Annotated in this window: 19 protein-coding genes; 12 read left to right on the top strand and 7 right to left on the bottom strand. The window is 63.8% G+C overall.

Going from position 1 to position 19,852, the window contains the following annotated elements:
* Positions 1 to 3 precede the first annotated feature (3 nt).
* The 3 genes from ACSC1Y_RS03645 to ACSC1Y_RS03635 form a co-directional block, all read right to left on the bottom strand.
* A complete protein-coding gene (locus tag ACSC1Y_RS03645) occupies positions 4 to 2,130 on the bottom strand; it encodes a type II secretion system F family protein (RefSeq protein ID WP_435333327.1) in 2,127 nt (708 codons plus the stop codon).
* Between the two features lies 1 nt (position 2,131).
* Entirely contained in the window at positions 2,132 to 3,814 is a 1,683-nt protein-coding gene (locus ACSC1Y_RS03640; protein WP_435333326.1) for a type II/IV secretion system ATPase subunit, read from the bottom strand.
* A 130-nt stretch (positions 3,815 to 3,944) separates the two neighbouring features.
* Entirely contained in the window at positions 3,945 to 4,496 is a 552-nt protein-coding gene (locus ACSC1Y_RS03635; RefSeq protein ID WP_435333325.1) for a DUF7549 family protein, read from the bottom strand.
* Between the two features lie 159 nt (positions 4,497 to 4,655).
* Here ACSC1Y_RS03635 and ACSC1Y_RS03630 point away from each other — a divergent pair, with 159 nt between their 5' ends.
* The 6 genes from ACSC1Y_RS03630 to ACSC1Y_RS03605 all read left to right on the top strand — a co-directional run bounded on the left by ACSC1Y_RS03630 (position 4,656) and on the right by ACSC1Y_RS03605 (position 12,077).
* The gene (locus tag ACSC1Y_RS03630) at positions 4,656 to 5,126 is read left to right on the top strand and encodes a DUF5793 family protein (RefSeq protein ID WP_435333324.1); all 471 of its coding nucleotides are present in this window, start codon (positions 4,656 to 4,658) and stop codon (positions 5,124 to 5,126) included.
* Between the two features lie 120 nt (positions 5,127 to 5,246).
* Positions 5,247 to 6,635: a phosphohexomutase domain-containing protein gene (locus ACSC1Y_RS03625; RefSeq protein WP_435333323.1), complete on the top strand. Its 1,389-nt coding sequence runs from the start codon at positions 5,247 to 5,249 to the stop codon at positions 6,633 to 6,635.
* A 286-nt stretch (positions 6,636 to 6,921) separates the two neighbouring features.
* A complete protein-coding gene (locus tag ACSC1Y_RS03620; protein WP_435333322.1) occupies positions 6,922 to 8,061 on the top strand; it encodes a BMP family lipoprotein in 1,140 nt (379 codons plus the stop codon).
* A 44-nt stretch (positions 8,062 to 8,105) separates the two neighbouring features.
* Complete coding sequence (locus ACSC1Y_RS03615) at positions 8,106 to 9,656, top strand: ABC transporter ATP-binding protein (RefSeq protein ID WP_435333321.1); 1,551 nt, start codon at positions 8,106 to 8,108, stop codon at positions 9,654 to 9,656.
* Positions 9,653 to 10,951, top strand: coding sequence for an ABC transporter permease (locus ACSC1Y_RS03610; RefSeq protein ID WP_435333320.1), 1,299 nt, complete (start codon positions 9,653 to 9,655; stop codon positions 10,949 to 10,951). The genes ACSC1Y_RS03615 and ACSC1Y_RS03610 overlap by 4 nt, the downstream gene beginning before the upstream one ends.
* Positions 10,944 to 12,077 (top strand): ABC transporter permease, encoded by a 1,134-nt coding sequence (locus ACSC1Y_RS03605; protein ID WP_435333319.1) that lies wholly within the window; start codon positions 10,944 to 10,946, stop codon positions 12,075 to 12,077. Before ACSC1Y_RS03610 ends, ACSC1Y_RS03605 begins: the two co-directional genes overlap by 8 nt.
* Positions 12,078 to 12,088: 11 nt before the next feature.
* Here ACSC1Y_RS03605 and ACSC1Y_RS03600 read toward each other — a convergent pair whose 3' ends face one another.
* Positions 12,089 to 12,325, bottom strand: a complete 237-nt coding sequence (locus ACSC1Y_RS03600; protein ID WP_435333318.1) for a hypothetical protein — start codon at positions 12,323 to 12,325, stop codon at positions 12,089 to 12,091.
* A 143-nt stretch (positions 12,326 to 12,468) separates the two neighbouring features.
* On the opposite strand from ACSC1Y_RS03600, the gene cdd reads away from it, so the two are divergent.
* The 3 genes from cdd to ACSC1Y_RS03585 all read left to right on the top strand — a co-directional run bounded on the left by cdd (position 12,469) and on the right by ACSC1Y_RS03585 (position 14,740).
* Positions 12,469 to 12,864, top strand: a complete 396-nt coding sequence (gene cdd / locus ACSC1Y_RS03595; protein ID WP_435333317.1) for a cytidine deaminase — start codon at positions 12,469 to 12,471, stop codon at positions 12,862 to 12,864.
* 61 nt (positions 12,865 to 12,925) lie between these two features.
* Positions 12,926 to 13,858, top strand: a complete 933-nt coding sequence (locus tag ACSC1Y_RS03590; RefSeq protein ID WP_435333316.1) for a hypothetical protein — start codon at positions 12,926 to 12,928, stop codon at positions 13,856 to 13,858.
* A gap of 60 nt (positions 13,859 to 13,918) precedes the next feature.
* On the top strand, positions 13,919 to 14,740 hold the full coding sequence (locus tag ACSC1Y_RS03585) for a nucleoside phosphorylase (RefSeq protein WP_435333315.1): 822 nt from the start codon (positions 13,919 to 13,921) through the stop codon (positions 14,738 to 14,740).
* Positions 14,741 to 15,239: 499 nt separating this feature from the next.
* Here the strand turns inward: ACSC1Y_RS03585 and ACSC1Y_RS03580 are convergent, their stop codons facing one another.
* Complete coding sequence (locus ACSC1Y_RS03580) at positions 15,240 to 16,397, bottom strand: NAD(P)/FAD-dependent oxidoreductase (RefSeq protein WP_435333314.1); 1,158 nt, start codon at positions 16,395 to 16,397, stop codon at positions 15,240 to 15,242.
* 69 nt (positions 16,398 to 16,466) lie between these two features.
* Positions 16,467 to 17,000, bottom strand: a complete 534-nt coding sequence (locus tag ACSC1Y_RS03575) for an Rrf2 family transcriptional regulator (protein WP_435333313.1) — start codon at positions 16,998 to 17,000, stop codon at positions 16,467 to 16,469.
* A 147-nt stretch (positions 17,001 to 17,147) separates the two neighbouring features.
* Here ACSC1Y_RS03575 and ACSC1Y_RS03570 point away from each other — a divergent pair, with 147 nt between their 5' ends.
* Positions 17,148 to 18,083 (top strand): NAD-dependent epimerase/dehydratase family protein, encoded by a 936-nt coding sequence (locus ACSC1Y_RS03570; protein WP_435333312.1) that lies wholly within the window; start codon positions 17,148 to 17,150, stop codon positions 18,081 to 18,083.
* Between the two features lie 31 nt (positions 18,084 to 18,114).
* On the opposite strand, the gene ACSC1Y_RS03565 is transcribed toward ACSC1Y_RS03570, so the two are convergent.
* A complete protein-coding gene (locus ACSC1Y_RS03565) occupies positions 18,115 to 18,489 on the bottom strand; it encodes a hypothetical protein (RefSeq protein ID WP_435333311.1) in 375 nt (124 codons plus the stop codon).
* Positions 18,490 to 18,633: 144 nt separating this feature from the next.
* Between ACSC1Y_RS03565 and rocF the strand changes: the two genes are divergently transcribed.
* On the top strand, positions 18,634 to 19,560 hold the full coding sequence (gene rocF / locus ACSC1Y_RS03560; protein WP_435333310.1) for an arginase: 927 nt from the start codon (positions 18,634 to 18,636) through the stop codon (positions 19,558 to 19,560).
* An 80-nt stretch (positions 19,561 to 19,640) separates the two neighbouring features.
* Complete coding sequence (locus tag ACSC1Y_RS03555) at positions 19,641 to 19,838, top strand: hypothetical protein (protein ID WP_435333309.1); 198 nt, start codon at positions 19,641 to 19,643, stop codon at positions 19,836 to 19,838.
* Positions 19,839 to 19,852 lie beyond the last annotated feature (14 nt).

Raw genomic sequence — 19,852 nt, 5'->3', positions numbered from 1 at the left:
AGCTCAGGGGCCCGGAATGAGTACGAGGAACGTCGCGTACGCGAGCGCGACGAGGACGGCAGCGTGTTTCGCCCCGGTCCGGATGTCGCCCGAGGAGAGCTGACCGGCGACGAGCCCGGAGAGGATTCCCTGGATGACCGTCGCGTGGAAGAACACGAGCGTGTACGCCCCCTTGTCGATGCTCCCCGGCTGGCCGACACCGCCGACCGCCGGGACGCCCGCGGCCCCGGTGCTACCGGCAGTCGAACTGGAGGCGTTGAGGACCGTCCCCGTCCCGCCCTCGGGGAGTGCCGGGATGAGGAAGACCGACAGCGTGACGATGATGAACAGGAAGACGAAGAACGAGACGTAGACGACGACCATGTAGGTCACCATCTCCTGGGCGCGAGCCCGCTTCAGTCGCCTGTCGGCTTTCGCCTGGTTGGCCGCGATGCGGAGGACGGTCGCCAGGTCGCCGCTCGCGTTCATCGCGTTCGTGGTGATGGTGACGACGCGGGAGATTATCTGGGTCCGGAGCCGGGCCTCGAACCGTTTGAACGCCGTCTCGATGTTCGCACCCCACCGGATGTCGGCCCAGACGCGGTCCATCTCGCTGTCGAGCGCGCCGAGCTGTGAGCTTCGAACCCGTTTGATGGACTCGACGACGGTCATCCCGGCCTCGTTGACGCTGGCGAGGCGGTCGAGCAGGTCGGGAACGGCGGCTTCGATCGTCTCGGTTCGACGCCGGTGGACCTCGAAGACGATTGCGAACGTCCCGACGACGAACAGGAGCGCCTGGATGAGCACGTCGTCGAACTCCCGGACGTTCAGTCCGGCAGGACCGAGCGTCGCGGGAAGCCGAGTCGCGATGAGGAGCAGGGCGAGCGGAACGGTGACCCAGAAGACCGCCGCCGGCCGTTCGACCACGGTGCGGGTCGGGTTGCCCAGTTTCTGTCGGAGGGTACGCCACTTCCGGTAGAGGTTCAGCCGCTCCCGGTTCGCCCGGGCCGTGGCGTCGACGCCGCCGTCGGTCTGGACGTCGGCGGCGCGGCGGATGCCGTCGAGGTTTCCGACCGGCGGTTCGACGTCCTCGTAGCCGCGGCCCGCCGAAAGCGTCCCGGTCGCCGAGAGCAGGTAGATGATGAAGATGAGGTTGCCACAGGGGACGATGACGTACACCATCACGCGGAGCGGGTCGAGAGTGTCGCCGACCGCGATGCCGAGGACGACGAGGATGGTGATGAGGAACAGCGGGCCTGCCACCAGAACGGTAACGTACGCTTCCGCCAGCGTCGCGAGCAGGTCGAGCAGTTTCTCCTGCTGTGCCTCCGCCTCCTCCTGGAAGTCTCGGTACTGCTGGTGGAGGAACTCGGAGAGGGAGCGACCCGACTGGAGCACGCTCGCGAGATTCTCGGCGAACTCGGTGAACTGTTCCGAGGGAGAGCGCCGGGCCATCGTCTGGATGGCGGTGATCATGTCCTTACCGAACATGTCCATGTGCCTGACCGCGACGTGGAACTCCTCGGCCGACTCGCCGTAGATTCGGCGGTTGTCCGCGAGGATGTGCATCACCTTGTGGAACTCCATCCCCGACCGTGAGAGCGCGTAGATGAAGGCGATGCTCCGCGGCAGCGAGGCGTCGATGTGCCTGCCTCGTTCGGACGTGACGTACTCCGGGTACCACCACCGGTACCAGTACGTGGCCGCGGCGAAGCCGACGCCGAGCGTGAGGCTGGTGACGGTCATCAGGCCGAACAGTTCGAAGACGGAGATGGTCGGTAGGCCGACGAAGTCGGCGAGGAAGTGGAGTTCGGGCGGGAAGACCTCTCGGATCGTCGCCTCGTCGACGGCGAGGAGGATGAGGCCCAGCCAGATGACGTACATCCCGAGGATGGAGCCGACCAGCGATAGGACCGCCGTGAACAGCAACGTCTTGGCGGCGTAGGTTCGGTAGGTCGTCGGAACGTGTGCAGAGCGCAGGGTACTCTTTCGAATCGCCTGCTTCCGCCCGCGGGCGTTGGCGTACGTCCCGAAGAGGATGAGTGCGAACCGGGTAACGATTCGGTCTGCGCGGACGCTGACCGGGGAGAGGAGGACGGGAATGGCGAGGACGCACGCGATGACCAGCGGAACGTAGTTCGCCCAGGACATATCAGCGGGACTCTGCCACTTCGACGTCCGTTTCCGGAACGTCGTCGTCGATCTGTGCCAGTGCCCGCGCCGGGTCCGCGTAGTACTCGTTTATCATCGCGGTGAACCGGCGGTAGTCGGTTATCTCTCGCTCCCAGAGGTACTCGAGGAACCGCCGCCGGTTGCGGAGTTCGGCCAGCAGCTCTTCCTGCGTCCACGCGCGGTCGTCCCGTATCTCGTCGAGGACGGTCGACCCCGACGAGGTGAACGTGTCGTCCTCCGGGTTCCAGCGGAACGCCGTCGAGTAGTCGAGTTCGCCGGTTCGCTGGTCGATGCCCTCTATCTCGGCGATGGTCCGGTTCCGGCGGACCCGCTCGCCGCCGAGTCGAGTCAGCCGCTGCACGCAGAGGACGTCGAGACTCTCGACCATCGACCGGGGGACGTTGATGGGTTCGTTCTCGAGCCGGTTGATGACGGTCCGGACGGAGTCGGCGTGCATCGTCGAGTAGGTCGTGTGGCCGGTGTTCATCGCCTGGAACAGCGTGATGGCCTCCTCACCGCGGACCTCGCCCACGATGATGTACTCGGGGCGGTGACGCAGTGCGGACCGGAGCAGGTCGTACATCGTCACGTCGGTCCCCTCGTGGCGTCGCTCCCGGGTGAGTGCCGAGAGCCAGTTGTCGTGGTAGAGCGACAGCTCGCGCGTATCCTCGATTGAGAGCACCTTCGACCGCGGCGGGATGAACATCGAGATGGCGTTCATGCTGGTCGTCTTCCCGGACGCCGTACCCCCGGCGAAGATGAGCGACTTGTTGTTCTCGATGGCCAGCCAGAGGTACGCCATCTGGTCGAGATTGAACGTCCCGTAGTCGAGCAGGTCGATGGGAGTGAACGGCTCTTCGGCGTACTTCCGGATGGTGAACGCCGAGCCGCGCGGAGTCACCTCCTCTCCGAGAGCGAGTTCCGCACGCGACCCGTCCGGGAGCGTGGTCGAGACCATCGGGTCACCGATGGAGATGTGTCGTCCCGAGTGCTGAGCGAGGCGAACGACGAAGTTGTCGAGCTCCTCCTGCCCGAACGAGACGTTCGTCTCGATGTCGGTGTACTCGTCGTGGTAGACGAAGATGGGGATGTCGTTCCCGTCACAGGAGATGTCCTCTACGTGTGGGTCGTGCATGACGGGGTCCAGCTTGCCGAAACCGCGGAAGGCCCGCCAGATGTAGTAGAACAGCTTGTGGTAGGTGCACATGTCCACGTCGGCACCGTACTTCTCGAGGTGGTCGTGCAGCGCGTCGTCGAGGACCTGTTCGGTGTCGAGGTCGTCGAGGTCGCGTCGGTAGACGAGCGGGTCTCGGATGTCCTCGAATAGCGTCTCGAGCAGGTCGTGTTCGTAGTCGTCGAGTTCGGGTTCGACGACGTGGTACAGGTGCTCGTTCTTCTGGGGGTCGTGGTTGATCGTAACGAAGGCGTACGGGGCGTTCACCCAGTAGCGCTGTTTCTCCTCGTAGCCGTCGAGCCCGTCGTAGGAGACGAGCGGCCCGTGACCCGACGGGTCGTAGGGCTCGCGGGAGATGGTCGTCCCCTTGAGCAACTGCAACAGGTGCCCGAGTCGGTCGAACAGCGAGTCGGTCTCCTCTCCGATGGCCGAGAGCGACTCGTCGCCATCGACAGCCTGACTCGAGCGAGTATGGTTCTCCTCTGACATTGTTGCGGTCTACCCACCGCGGAGCGGATGTGGCCGACACCCCGGAGTCGGCCCTGTTTGGGCAACGTAAGACGACCCGTCACTTAAATCAGGTGGCCAGCTCTCGGCGTCGCCGCGCCGCTCTCTCCGGTCACGTCCGCTCGGCGAACAGGTTGATGACGCCGAGGACGAGTACGAGCACGGTTCCCAGCAGGCCGACCGGAACGAACTGGGGCAGTCCGAGGATCTTGGTTCCCTGGGTCGCGTCGAGCCGGAACGCGGCCACGGCGTACGCGACTGCCAGGACGACCAGCAACGTACCGACGACGTAGACGCCGTTTCCGGGGAGTCGCTGGACGGCAGGAACCTCGAAGTACATCGCCAGGCTGACCGCGAACAGCACCAGCACGAGAACCGCGGCGACGACCCAGACCAGATGCGCCGCGGCCTGGGCCGGGAACGCACCAGAGGTCTCCGAGAAGAAGCCGTAGGGGGTCTTGAGGGTGGTCCCGTCGATGAACCCGGAGCCGAGGACGTACCGGATGCCGAACAGGGGGAAACGGAGGATGACGATGGACGTCTCCTTCGCACTATCGCCGACGAGCGACACCTGTCCGTACGCGACCGACCACGGAAGCAACAGCGAGAGCCACGCCGAGAGGACTGCGAACTCCTCGCTGTACTCCGAATTTATCCAGACCATACACCCACAGCGCGGGCCGACCGACGTAAAACCTACCGAAGCCACTCCCCGGAAGGTTCCGTGTCCCGCCCCACGCTCTGTCCCGGCCGTTCTCGGCGGAAATAGGGGTCACGGTGGCGTCACGTTCTTACGCTGTGAGACCCAAGCGCACACCGAGAGATGAGGCGCGACTACTTCACGTTGCAGGTCGGCAACATCGACTGGGTGGACGACGGCGGTTCGCCGGAGAAACCCACGGTGACTATCGAGTTCGAGGGCCCGGTCTCGATGTTGCGAGAGCGACTGACCGGTGTGGACGGCGAGGCACTGGAAGCGGGCGAGACAGACGTTGCGTTCCGACTGCAGACGCCCCTCGACGCCGAAGACGCACGCGGCGTCGTGAGCGTCACGAACCGGGTCACCGGGGACTTCGTACTCGAACTGAACGAATCCGCGTCCGACGTGCTCCGTTTCATCCGGGCCGCCAGGCGGTTCGGCGAATCCGCCGGGGACGAGGGCCAGTACCGGGTGACGATCGAACTTGACGGTGAGGAGTTCGTGACGTACGACAAGGCGACCTTCCTCGTCTACGACGAAGCAGGGGAGCTCCGGCGGAACCACAGCCTGATTCCGAGCGGCGTCGAACTGTAGCGGCACGAGAACCGACCGGCACCCCGATTTTCTCGACATCTCAGGTCCGAGAGCGAGGCTCCTCGACGACGCAGAACGTGGATGCCAAGCTTCAGGTACTCCCCGACGAAATCTCCGACCATGACGCTGTTCGGGACCGCAGGGATTCGAGGACCCGTCGACGAGGTCGTGACGCCCGAGACGGCACTGGAAGTCGGGCGTGCGGTCGGCCGCGACGGAGACGAGTTCGTCGTCGGCCGTGACGGCCGGGAGACCGGCCCCGCGCTGGCCGCCGCGATGGAAGCCGGACTGGAGAGCTCCGGCGCCGACGTCTACCGGGTCGGGATGCTCCCGACGCCGGCACTGGCGTACGCCTCACAGGGCCGCCGTGGCGTGATGCTCACCGCGAGTCACAACCCGCCGATGGACAACGGCATCAAGGTGTTCGACGACGGCGTCGAGTACGCCCGCGATGCGGAAGAGCGCGTCGAGGACCGCATCCGGAAGCAGGAACCACCGGCCCCCTGGGGGCAGTGGGGCGACGGGTTCCGCGAGGCCGTCCTCGGCGACTACCAGGCCGCCGTCGCCGACTACACCCGTGGCCTCGGCGACGAGGACGGAACGGAGGTCGACGAGGAGAAGCCACTGACGGGTGTCCGCGTGGTCGTCGACTGTGGAACCGGCATGGCGAGTCTCGCGACACCGCAGGTCCTCCGGATGCTCGGTGCAGACGTCGTCGCACTCAACGCGAACGTCGACGGGCACTTCCCGGCACGCGAATCGAAACCCACCGCCGAGACGTTGACCGACCTCATCGCGTTCCTCGGCCGGAGCGATTTCGACATCGGTCTCGCCCACGACGGTGACTCGGACCGTATCGTCGTCGTCACCGGCGACGGTGAGGTGGTCCACGAGGACACCGTCCTCGCCATCCTCGCCGAGTACTACGTCCGAGGGTCCGACGCAGCGGACCCGGTCGTCGTCACCACGCCGAACGCCTCGGCGAGGATCGACGAACGGGTCGCTGCCGGTGGCGGCCGCGTCGAACGCGTTCGACTCGGTGCCCTCCACGAGGGAATCGCCCGGGAGACGGCTGCTGGCACCGACGACACCGAGATAGTGTTCGCTGCCGAGCCGTGGAAGCACATCCACACCGCCTTCGGCGGCTGGATCGACGGCGTCGTCAGCGCGGCGGTCCTCACGAGGCTCGTCGCGGAGCGGGGTAGCGTCGCGGCCCTCCGTGCGCCCGTCTCGGAGCGTCCGTATCGCAAGGTCAGCGTCGAGTGCCCCGACTCGGCCAAGAGCGAGACGATGGCGACCCTCGCGACCACGCTGCCCGAGACGTTCCCCGACGGCGACGTCGACACCGATTACGGCGTCCGCGTCGATATGCCGGACGGTTCGTGGGTACTTGTCCGACCGAGCGGGACGGAACCATACGTGCGCGTCTACGCGGAGAGCGAGGACGTCGAACAGCTCGTCGAGACTGCGGTGGCGACGGTGAAGCAGGCCGTCGCCGACGCGCGATAGTCCGGCGGAACGTCGTTCCTGTCGGGAAGCGACACCGCTTCAGCTGCAGCTGCTCGCTCACCTCGGAACAGACCTACCGGACCGGCTGTCTCTGCGAAGGATTCACACAGTCTCGTGGCAACATCTGCCGAAGCAGAAATTCCAGACAGATATATATTGTCCCTGCATTTTCCGTACGGAGTAGTAATATTTCTCACCAGTCCTAGGTAAATATTTTGTATATCGGCGTGTGAGCCGGCGACGCTCCGACGGCTTTAAATCACGGTCTGTCATGGTACATCGATATATGAAGGGTGACAGACGACAGTTCCTGAAGAGTGCCGGTGTGGCAGGCACTATCGCACTGGCAGGGTGTATCAGCAGCACTGACGACAGTGGCTCGGACGGTACCACGTCCAAGAAGTCCACGGACACGTCCTCCAACGAAGGGACGACGTCGTCCGAAGGAACGAAAGCGAGCGCCGAATCCGACGTCTCCGTCGGGATGGTCTACGCGACGGGCGGTCTCGGCGACAAGTCGTTCAACGACATGGCCCAGAAAGGTGCCATGGAAGCGAAGAGCGAGCTCGGAATCTCGTTCGACGAGGCACAGCCGGAGACGAACTCCGACTTCAAGCCCGCACAGCGACAGTTCGCCCAGTCTACGAACCCCGACTACGACCTCGTGAGCTGTATCGGCTTCGCACAGACGGACGCGCTCAAGGAGAACGCGAAGCGGTACTCCGACCAGCACTTCATGCTCGTCGACAGCGTCGTCGAGGCAGAGAACGTCGCGAACTACGTGTTCAAGGAGCACGAGGGCTCGTTCCAGGTCGGCCACCTCGCCGGTCTGCTGACCCAGCAGGAGTTCTCCGCCGGGGGCGGTTCCACGTCCGGGAGCTCGACCAAGGTCGGCTTCGTCGGCGGCGTCGAGGCCCCGCTCATCAAGAAGTTCGAGGCTGGCTTCAAGGCCGGCGTCAAGCACGCGAGCGAAGACATCGAGGTCTCGTCCTCGTACATCGGCTCGTTCAACAACCCATCCGCCGGGAAGGAGGCAGCCGTCTCGATGTACGACTCCGGCGCGGACATCGTCTACCACGCCTCCGGTGCGACCGGTCTCGGCGTGTTCAAGGCCGCGAAGGAGAAGGGCAAGTTCGCCATCGGCGTCGACGCCGACCAGTCCAAGAGCGACCCGTCGTTCAAGGACTTCATCCTCGCGAGCATGGTCAAGCGCGTGAACAACGCCGTGTTCAAGGCTATCGAAGCGGAGGTCAACGGCAACTTCAAGGGTGGCAGCGTCGTCACCCTCGGTCTCGAACAGAACGGTGTCGAGTGTGTCTACGGCCAGACCCTCGGTTCCGAGATTCCCCAGGACATCAAGGACAAGGTCACGCAGTCCCGCAAGGCCATCATCGACGGAGAGATCTCCGTTCCCCAGTCGCCGTAACTTGGTGTACTCAGGATGAACCAGTTGCGAACGGGTGATGACCAGTGACAAACGCTATTCGCCTCGACGGCATCACGAAACGGTTTCCCGGCGTCGTCGCGAACGACGACGTCCACCTCTCCGTCGAGAAGGGCAGCGTTCACGCCCTCCTCGGAGAGAACGGTGCCGGCAAGACGACGTTGATGAACTCGCTTTACGGGTTGTTACAACCGGAAGAGGGAGACATCTACGTCCACGGTGAGAAACAGGACTTCTCGTCGCCCCGGGACGCCATCGACGCAGGTATCGGGATGATACACCAGCACTTCATGCTGGTCGACCCGATGACAATCGCCGACAACATCGTTCTCGGCAACGAACCGCGGAAGTTCTTCGACCTCGTTGTCGACAAAGAGGCCGCGAAGCGTCAGGTCCGTGAACTGAGCGAGCGCTACGGGTTCGACGTGAATCCGGAGGCGACGGTCGAAGACGTCAGCGTCGGCGTCCAACAGCGCGTCGAGATCCTGAAAGCACTCTACCGCGGTGCCGACATACTCATCCTCGACGAACCGACGGCTGTTCTCACGCCCCAGGAGGTCGAGGACCTCCTCGCCGTCATCGAGGAGCTCACCGACCAGGGGAAGACGGTCATCTTCATCACTCACAAACTCAGCGAAGCGATGCACGCAGCCGACGAAGTGACCGTCCTCCGCGACGGTAAATCCATCGCGACCGTCAGCACCGACGACGTCACCCGCGAAGAGCTCGCGGAGATGATGGTCGGGCGTGAGGTCCTGCTCGAGGTCGACGCTCCACCCATGGACCCCGGTGAGACCGGTCTCGCCGTCGAGAACGTGACCGTCACCGACGCGGACGGTATCGACCAGGTCGACGACGTCTCGTTCGAGGTCCGCGACGGCGAGATATTCGGAATCGCCGGCGTCGACGGGAACGGACAGGCCGAACTCGTCGAGGCGATTACGGGCCTTCGAACCGCGAACGAGGGGCGAATCCGTACGCACGAAGGAGACATCACGTCGCACACTCGCCGTCAGCGGATAGACGACGGGATGGCGTACATCCCGGAGGACCGCCACGAACGCGGACTGGTGATGGATTTCGACCTCGTCGAGAACAGTCTCCTCGGGAGTCAACACGACGAGCCGTACGCACGCAACGGCCGCATCGACTGGGACGTGGTCGACGACCACACCGAGGACATCATCCAGAAGTACGACGTGCGGCCGCCGAACCCGTCCGCAGAAGCACACTCGCTCTCGGGTGGCAACCAGCAGAAGTTCATCGTCGGCCGCGAGTTCGCACGCGACCCGTCCGTCGTCGTCGCGACCCACCCGACACGCGGCGTGGACATCGGGTCGACCGAGTTCATCCACGAACAGCTCCTTGAACTCCGTTCACAGGGACGGGCCGTCCTCCTCGTCTCCTCGAAACTGGACGAGGTGCGCCAACTGTCGGACCGGCTCGGTGTGATGTACGAAGGAGAACTCATGGACGTAGTCGACCCTGACGAGACGTCTGAAGAGGAAATCGGGCTCCTGATGGCCGGTGAGCGGCCAGAGGGGCTGACGACCGTTCGCGTAGGTGATGATACATGAGTCAGCTGCGAGAGCTGCTCGACCGACTCGTCGACGCGTCCGGTACCGAACGCGCGGCTATCAGCGTCGCGGCGTTGTTGCTCTCCATCATCGTCGGGGGACTCCTGGTGTTCTTCTCGGGACTGGCTGCCTCGTGCGAACAGGCGGCGCAGTTCCACATCGCGATACCGCTCCCCGGGAGCTTCGAGATACTCCTGTTCGACGGGACAATCTCGCTGCTGGGACAGACGGCGTGTTACGACCCGATAAACGTCTACGGAAAGCTGTTCATCGGTGCCATCGGCGGCCTCCCCTGGGAGAGTGGCTGGTCGCCGACGAACCTCTCGATGGAGGTGCTCCTCCAGCGAGCGACGCTCCTCCTGTTCACCGGCCTCTCCGTCGCGGTCGCCTTCCGCGCCGGGATGTTCAACATCGGGACGCAGGGACAGCTCGTCTGGGGCGCGCTCGCCTCGACCGTCGTCGTCATCGCGGCAGGAAGCGTCGTCCCCGGCGGTCTCTTGGGGACGTTCATCCTCGTCCCGCTCGCCCTCGTGGTCGGCGCGGTCGCCGGCGGCATCTGGGGCGCGATTCCGGGCGCTCTCAAGGCGTACGCGGAGGCGAACGAGGTCATCACGACCATCATGCTGAACTTCATCGCCCTCTACGTCGCGGTCCTGCTGACGAAGTCGCTATTCCAGGACCCCGGTGCGGGAATCACCCAGACGAAAGCGGTCCCGAAGAACGCGCTCGTTCCGAGCCTCCCATTCGGCTTCACCCAGGGGAACTTCTCGATTCTCGTCCTCCTGGCCGCGCTCGCGTTCGCCGGGGGTATCTACTACCTCCTGTGGAAGACCTCGTTCGGGTTCGACGTCCGGACGAGCGGACTCCAGCCCGAAGCGGCGACCTACGGTGGCGTCGACGCCGAGAAGACCATGGTGAGCAGTATGGCCCTGTCCGGTGCCCTCGGTGGCATCGGCGGCGCGGCCTGGGTGCTCACCTCCTCCGGCCGCTTCCTGTCCGACGTCCCGTCGCTCGGGTTCGACGGCATCACCGTCTCGGTGCTCGCCGGCAACAACCCGATCGGGGTCGTCTTCAGTGCACTGCTGTTCGGCATCCTCAAGAGCGGTGGAAACGCGCTCAACTTCGGGACGGACGTCCCGCCAGAGCTGACCGCCGTCCTCTCGGGGCTCATCATCCTGTTCGTCGCCATGCCGGAGTTCTTCCGGATGATCGCCGAACGTCTCTCGTTCGGCACGGAGGACAGGACCGACGCGGTCGCCACCGACGGTGGCACCGGAGGTGATTCCGATGGATAGACAGAGATTCCGACGACTGGCAGCCTACGGAACCGCAGTTTTACTCCTCGTGCTCTCGCTGTGGGGCATCCTCGCCCCGCAGTCGACTGCCGGGAAGATATTCTCGACGGCGACGAGCCAGAGTACCATCGAATCGTCGCTGCGGTACGCGGTCCCCATCGCACTCGCGGCGGTCGGCGGTATCTACGCCGAGAAGAGCGGTGTCATCAACATCGGCCTCGAGGGCCTGCTCATCATCTCGGCGTTCGTGAGCGTCCTCGTGACCGACAAGCTCGGCCGAGGCGGCGCGACTGGTCTCCCGCCGGTCGTCGACATCCACCTCGGCGGCACCATCTACACGCTCGACCCCGGCTACCAGGTGATGATTCCGAACATCTGGGTCGGCTTCTTCGTCGGCGTGGGTTCGAGCATCGCACTGGCGTTGCTGTTCGCCATCGTCTGTATCGAGTTCGAGGCGGACCAGATCATCGCCGGCCTCGCGGTCTGGCTGGTGGCGCTCGGGCTCGCTCCGTTCGCCGCGAAGGTGTTCTACGACCGGCCGTCGACGTCGCAGGTCGGCACCGTCTCCGACTGGTCGATACCGCTGCTCTCGGAGATACCCTTCTTCGGGCCCATCTTCTTCGATGCCAGCCCGATGGTGTTCATGATGCTCGTCGCCGTTCCCGGCTCGTGGTACGTACTGAACCACACCAGCTTCGGCTACTGGGTCCGCGCGAGCGGTGAGAACCCGAAGGCGCTGGACACGGTGGGCATCAACGTTCACCGCGTCCGGTACGCAGCGGTCGCCCTATCCGGGCTGTTCGCCGGTATCGGTGGCACCGCCCTGTCCATCGGGAACATCGGGTCGTTCTCCGGTGCGGGACAGACGATGGTCGAAGGACGCGGGTTCATCGCCATCGCCGCGTACCTGTTCGGGAACTACAACCCAATCGGTGCGTTCGGGGCGTCGTACCTGTTCTCCAGCCTGCAGGCGATACAGCTTCGGCTGCAGGGTGTGGACATCGACATCCCGACCGAGGTGTTCCTCACGCTTCCGTACCTCATCGTCATCGTCGTGCTCGTGCTCGTCGGCAAGACGCGCACGCCCGCGGCGGCTGGTGAGCACTACGACTCCGGCGAGGAGTGAACGTCACCCGGTTACGCTACTTTCGCGGACTTCGATTTCTTCGCAGCCGCCTTCGACCGGTGTTTCAGCGCACTCACGAGTGCATACAGGACGAAAACCAGTCCTTCGAGGCGAGCCGCCGTGATGACCCATGGACGGGCTTCTACCCTGTCGTCACCGTCGAAGGCGAGGCGCGTCCAGAAATCGACGATTCGTTTCGGGAACAGGAACTCGAGCAGGCCGAACAGGATGACCAGGGCTCTGAACATACCCGAAGTACGGGACGCACGGACATGAACCGATATTCGGCGTGCTGGAGGCTCACGACGCCTGACCAGATGCTGGCGGCAACGTGTCCACGCCCCGGCGCGTTCTCGGTGGCTACTTCAAAGCGCTGCCCGTAGCAGCCGCTATGGACGACGAGGCCCTCATCGCCGAGGCACGCGAGATGCTCGAGAACGCCGTCGCCCCGTACTCAGAGTACACCGTCGGCGCGGCCATCGAGACCGCCGACGGTTCGGTCTACCGCGGCTGCAACATCGAGATAGCGAACTACTCGAACACGCTGCACGCCGAGGAGGTAGCTATCTCGCACGCGGTCAAGGACGGGCACACCGAGTTCGAGCGAATCGCAGTCGCGTCGGGGGAACAGGACGGCGTCACCCCCTGCGGAATGTGCCGGCAGACGCTCTCGGAGTTCTGTGACGATGACCTGGTCGTGCTGTGTGACGAGGGAGAGAACGTCGCGGCGTACTCGCTCGGCGAGCTGTTACCGGACGCCATCAGCGCGGAGACGCTGGGCCGGTAATCCAATCAGCAATATTCACGCCTTCAACAAGAAATATTGTTGGTAATCACCATTGGTTTGTATGGTCCCGAACGACCATGAGGATGAATGTAAAGAACAGGAGCAATCTTCCCCTACTCGTAGGGAAACTCTTCGAAAGATAGGTGCTGTTGGCATTAGCTCAGTCGGGGCAGGCCTTGGAGGGTTACAAGTTGCCACGAAACCTGTGGCCGCCTACTCGGGTGGTTGGGAGACAACCCATCAAAACTTCGGAGATTACGATTCGACCGCAGGAGACTACAAGAACACTGCGAAGTACATTTATGGGCTCAATTACCAAGGAGTTGACTCAATCGATGGGAAGTGGGCCCATCGGTTCGACATCGCTCTTGCAGCCCACACCTATACCCGCAAAAACAACGGGACGCTGTACAACCCTGACTGGGAGAAGGGATCGGGTATCGATGTCCAAAGCGGGTCCAAAATGTATCATGACTACGGTGGTGAAGTACTGTGGGACAAGGACGATACCTATCCAGGATACATTACCGACACTACCTCGACGACTTGGAGTGAAGTGGCCAAGAACGGGATATACGACGAATCTGATTACGAGTACTATGTTGAGCAAGAGCTGAGTGAAAAATACAGCAATCAGAGTCTGGAAGAAGGGCTCGCCAAGGCTGCCGGTGTGGTCGTTGGTTCCCTACTCCCAGATGGTGTCGGCGCCGTGAGTGGCCTAGCTAATGTCGTATTCGACCAGATGTCACAGGAGGTCAGGAGTGGACAGTACGAACTGACCAACGGGTACGAATGGATATTCGACAGGTCCGTACCGCTCAACTTCCATCACGTTGATGTCGAATTCCGCGTTCCCGACGGCGGTGGAGATGAGACCATTAACATCTACCAAGAAGTTTATGGACCCGACCAGAACACCGCTTACAATGTGGATCCCGACCACACGTGGACAGTGACACTACCCGACGATGGGAGTGCCGCGGGATACCCGTAGGGAACGAAAAACTGCAACGCAACAGCCTTTTTATTCCGCTCGGCAAACCGTCAGTATTCCATGACTGGCGACAGCGAAGACCCGAATGCGGACGTGCAGTACCACATCGAAGTCGGCCCCGGCGACGTCGCCGACACGGTGTTGCTGCCGGGCAACCCCGAGCGCGTGGACAAGATCACCGCGCTCTGGGACGACCACGACGAGGTGGCGTACCACCGTGAGTACCGGACAGCGACCGGTACCTACGACGACGCGCCCATCTCGGTCACGTCGACGGGTATCGGCTCACCGTCCGCGGCCATCGCTGTCGAAGAACTGGCACGCGTCGGCGTCGACACCTTCATCCGGGTCGGCTCCTGCGGCGCCATCCAGAAAGAGATGGACGTCGGCGACCTCGTCATCACGACCGGGGGCGTCCGACAGGAGGGGACGAGCGACGAGTACGTCCGCGAGGACTACCCGGCGACGGCGGACTTCGAGGTCGTGAGTGCGCTCGTCGCCGCCGCCGAGCGCCTCGGCTACGACTACCACACCGGTATCACGATGTCTGCGGATTCGTTCTACGCGGGACAGGGTCGCCCCGGTTTCGAGGGCTTCATGGCCGAAGGTGGCGACGAACTCGTCGACCATCTGAAGAACGCGAACGTGAAGAACATCGAGATGGAGGCGTCGGCCATCATGACCATCGCGAACGTCTACGGTCTTCGCGCGGGGGCCGTCTGCTCCGTCTACGCGAACCGCGAGACCGGGGAGTTCCGGACCGAGGGCGAGTCCCGGGCCGCGGAATGTGCGTCGCTGGCGACGAAGCTACTCGCGAAGATGGACGCCGTGAAGGAGGAGCAGGGCGTCGACCGGTGGCACGCCGGGCTGTCGCTGGAGTAGACGCACAGCTGCTCGAGTGGGTATAGTTGGCGAACAGGCGACCGGTCGGTGGTGGCACGTCTTTTTGGTTTCGCGCAGGGTTCGGTCGCACACCCGTCTCGTCCCCCGCGCGGCTTTCGGTCAGGTAACGGCGGGTCTGGGGTCGTATTCGTATTTGAATAATTGGCCGAGTGGAATGCCATCGTCGGCAGGGGATACTCTTGAGTGGTCGGTTCGAGCGGCTTCCAGGTGGCCTCACGTAGTTCGTGAAACACGACAGTAGCGAGACCGCGGCCGCACCGCCCCGAACCTCACCCTCCCCAACCGACTGCGGGGTTTGCCTCACTCCGTTCGGCTCCACTCCTCGCCCCTCGCACGAATCAACTCGCGGCCTCGCAGATGCGAGGCACGCTCATCAGCGCGCGCCAGAGTCATAGCGCAGATGCTGGCCGCTACCGGGGGATTCGGAGAGACGAAGAGATACCAGATAGGGTCGAAAAAACCTCTAGAGCGAAGTCGTCTACAGCGCGTCCCAGCTCTTTCGAGCCCGGTTGATGGAGGTGATCTTCGCGATCCAGCGCGCCGCGATGGCCTTCTTCAGGAGCTCGGCGGGCATGCCGCCGAAGGTCGAGAACGGGAGCATGTCGACGTCGTGGGCGACGGCCTTGTCGCCGATGGAGATGACGGTCCCCTTGTCGTCGTAGGTCCAGGTCTGGAGACGCTGGCCGTTGATGGCGCGGACGACGTTCTCGGCCATGACCTCCGCGGCCTGCCAGGCGGCCTGCGCCGTCGGCGGGGCGGGCATGTCGCCGGGCTGGTCGATGACGGCGGAGTCACCGATGGCGAACACGCGGTCGTCGGAGGTCTGGAAGTTCATGTCCGCCTCGATGCGGTTGTGCTGGTTGTCGAGCTCGGTGCCGTCGAAGCAGTCGCGGCCGGTGACGCCACCGGTCCAGAGGAAGACGTCGAAGTCGAGGGGTTCGCCCTCGTCGAAGTGGATGGTTCCCTCCTCGGCCTCGGTGATGGGGTCGTTGGTCAGAATCTCGATGTCCTTGTCCTCCAGTCGCTTGCGGAGCGCACCCTGGATCTCCGCGTCGCCCGGCGGGAAGATCTCCTCGAGTGCTTCGACGAGATAGATGTCCATCGGCGCGCGGTGCTTGTCGCGGAACTCCGCGATCTCACCGGCGGACTGGATGCCGGAGAGGCCGGCACCGCCGACGACGATCTGGGCGCGGTCGTCGCGCGTGGCCTCCTCGGCGGCGGCCTTGACCTGCTCGTGGATCTCGAGCGCGTCGTCGAGACTCTTGAGGGTCAGGGAGTGCTCGGCCATGCCGGGGATGCCGTAGTAGGCGGTCTGGCTGCCGAGCGCGACGACGAGGTAGTCGTACTCGACACCGTCGCCGGCTTCGAGTTCGACGACCCGTTCGTCGGTATCGACGTTCGTCACGGTACCCTTGACGAACTCCGTACTGGAGTCTGCGATCTCGCCGACGGGGACGGTGATCTTGTCCTGTCGGGCGGGATCGCGGATACAGCGGTGCGATTCGTGGAGAACGAGGTGGTAGTCCACGTCCGCGATCCACGTGAGTTCGACGTTCGGTCCGACCTTTTCTTGGAGGTCCGAGACAGTGCCGGTGCCGGCATAACCCGCGCCTAGCACGACGACCTTGGTAGCCATACGGAAGAGTCAGAAAGCGACCGATACAAAGGTGTTGAAACCCCCGCAGGTGTGAGACAGTCTACCAGTCTAGTGTTCTGGCTCTTCTGCGGGCGCCGTCATCTCGTCGATACGGAGGATCACGATGTTGCTCGTGTCGTCCTTCCCGTCGACTGTTCCCCGGATGAGGAGCTTCGAGAGCGGCGTCGGACCGACCACGACGGAGTCGCCCTCGTGGATGTCACGCACTGACCCCTGCAGGTGGATCTCGGCTCGGCAGAGCTCCGGGTGATGGACCGAAGAGAGGTCTATCTCTTCGACGATGGCGTCTTCGACGTCTTCGCCCTCGTGCGTGAACGGTACCGTCGCTGGTTCGTCCATCTGTTGAATCTCGAGCGCCTCGTACGCGGCGGCCGTCGGCTTGTAGCCACCTTTCGGACCTGGGACGCCCTCGACCAGCTGGAGTGCCTTCAGACTCTGCATCTGGTTCCGGATCGTCCCGGGGTTTCGGTCGACGCGCTCGGCGATGTCCTCGCCTTTGACCGCGTCCTCGCTCTTCCGGTGGAGATTGATCAGCGCCTGTAAGATGTTCTTCTGGCTGGGGGTCAGCTCTATCGACGACATGAAGAGTGATTCGTAATTCGCGTCCTTAAATGCGTGGGATGCCGCCGAGCGGGGTTCTCTCTCCTTTCTGATGGTTCGCCCCGTGAACTGACACGGATTCGATACAGAAGCGGTAGAGATACAACCCCGCTCGAACTGGAGACGTGTATGCACGGACAGCGTGTCCTCGTCACGGGGGGTGCGGGTTTCATCGGATCGAACCTTGCGAACTATCTGGCGGCGGAGAACGAGGTCGTCGTGGTCGACGACTGTTATCTGGGCACGCCGGAGAACCTCGATGACGACGTCGAGTTCCACCAGGCGAGTGTCCTCGACGACGACCTGCCGACCGAGGGGGTCGACGTCCTCTTCCACCTCGCGGCGTTGTCGTCGCTGAAGATGCACGAGGACTCCCGCGAGAACCTCCTCACGGGCCTCCGCGTCAACGTCGAAGGCTTCGCCAACACGGTCGAGCAGTGTCGGCAGGACGGCTGTGAGACGGTCGTTTACGCCTCGACCTCGTCCATCTACGGGAACAGGACCGAGCCCTCGCCGGAGTCGATGGACGTCGACGCGAACACGGGCTACGAGGCCTCGAAGCTCGCCCGCGAGCGCTACGCGGAGTACTTTGCGAACTACCACGACATGTCGATGGCCGGGATGCGTTTCTTCTCGGTCTACCAGGGCTACGCAGGTGGCGCCGAGGCGCACAAGGGAGAGTTCGCGAACATTGTGGCACAGTTCGCCGACTGGATCGCCAACGGCGAGTCGCCGGTCATCTACGGCGACGGTACGCACACGCGTGATTTGACCTACGTCGACGACATCGTACGAGGCCTCGAGCTGGCAGCGGAACACGAACTCACCGGCATCTACAACCTCGGGACGGGCGAGCAGTACTCCGCGAACGAAATCTGTGCGACCCTCGCGGACATCCTGGGGTCGGACGTCGAACCCGAGCACGTGGACAACCCCATCGACGAGGACGTCTTCGTCCAGCACACGATGGCGGACTACGCGAAGATGAAGGAAGCGACCGGCTGGGAACCACAGGTCGGCTTCGAGGAGGGCATGCGGCGGGTCTGCGAGCCGTACCTGGACTGATTCGCTGATACGACGAACCGGACTTCATCTCTCAGTCGAACTTCCGTCCTTCGGTGATGGACTTCCACCGACGGGCATCGGCCAGCTGTTCTGCGTCGGCACCGTATCCCATGATCCGGATGGCTATCAGCGGGAGCGTCCACATGAACATGAACCCGACGGCAGAGAACAGGACGATGGCTGCGATGTCCCGCCGCGCGACGAAACCGAACCAGTAGACGAACAGCCCGACAACCGCGAGCGAGCCGAGCCGGACGAGGACCTGTTCGGCGCGGAGCTGCCGGAGGTCGTACAGCGAGTTGTTGGTGAACAGCCGGCCGAGGAGGACGAACGCGAGGGCCCAGACGACGAATCGGAGCGGGGCCGACCGCCACTCGCCTCCGCTGGACGAGTTGTCAAGTGCCATGGGTGAAGGTGACTCGGCTCGTTCGTATAAACCTACTGTAACGTACAACGGTCGTTATCGTCAACAGAGTGCCTGCTATCGTCCAGCATGTGCCCGCTATCGTCAACCGCGTCCTTGATACCGTGCCCGTGAGAAGTCTCTGTCATGACTGAACAGGTCAGACTCATCGGGGCACCGACCGACTACGGCGCGAACCGACGTGGCGTCGACATGGGACCGTCAGCCATCCGATACGCAGGGCTGCAGGCCGAACTCGAAGAGGCAGGCGTCGACTGCGTCGACACCGGCGACCTGCTCGTGCCGACCGCGGAGACGCGCGACCCGACCGTCCGCGAACCGGACGAGGAGGGCCGCGACGCGAAGTTCGTCCGCGAGGTCGAGGACGTCTGTACCCGCCTCGCAGATCAAGTCGCCGAGGCCATCGACGACGGCGCGACGCCCGTCGCACTCGGGGGCGACCACTCCATCGCCATCGGCTCGCTGAAGGGTGCGGCCCGCGACGCCGAGATCGGGACCATCTGGTTCGATGCGCACGGCGACTACAACACGCCCGAGACCTCCCCCAGTGGGAACATCCACGGGATGCCCCTCGCGGCCGCGCTTGGCTACCGCGACTGGGCCGACGTCGAGTGGGCCAACGTCCCGAACCTCAAGGAGGAGAACACGGTCTGGGTCGGCCTCCGCGACATCGACGAGGAGGAGGCACGTGCCATCGAGGAGAGCGAGGGCACGGCGTTCACCATGTCCGACATCGACGAACAGGGCATCGCCGAGGTCGTCGACGAGGCGCTCGAAATCGCGACGGCCGGGGTCGACGGAATCCACGTCAGCCTCGACCTCGACTGGCTCGAACCGAACGAGGCACCCGGCGTCGGGACGCCGGTCCACGGCGGCGTCACCTACCGCGAAGCGCACTACGCGCTGGAGCGGGTCGCCGAGTTCGACCGGAACCACGACATCATGCGCTCGCTGGAACTCGTCGAGGTCAACCCCGTGCTCGACGAGCACAACAAGACCGCCAACCTCGCGACGGAGCTGGCGGCGAGCGCGCTCGGGAAGCGGATTCTGTAAGGGAGTCTGTTCGTCGTTCGAGGACTCTGGCAACCCGATGTGACCCCAACCGTCATGACCGCCCGTGGCGAAGGTCACCTATGGTGTTCTCCGTTTCGGCCGTCCTGGCCGTCCTCGTCGCAGTTCTCCTGTTCGGTGGCGCAGTCGCTATCGCTATCGGGTGGCAGCTGGAGGTGCTCGGGCTCCTCGGCTCGGACGATAGCTGGCGGACGCCATCGATCGGAGAGCACGAGACGGGGTGGGACGACGAAACCCGGTCAGACGACGAAACCCGGTGAAATCGGCGACTCGA

Origin of the sequence: Haloarchaeobius lipolyticus, assembly GCF_051208015.1 — an archaeon.
GTDB lineage: Archaea > Halobacteriota > Halobacteria > Halobacteriales > Natrialbaceae > Haloarchaeobius.
Note: the sequence above shows the minus strand (reverse complement) of the source record. Positions and strands in the feature narration are given on the sequence as shown.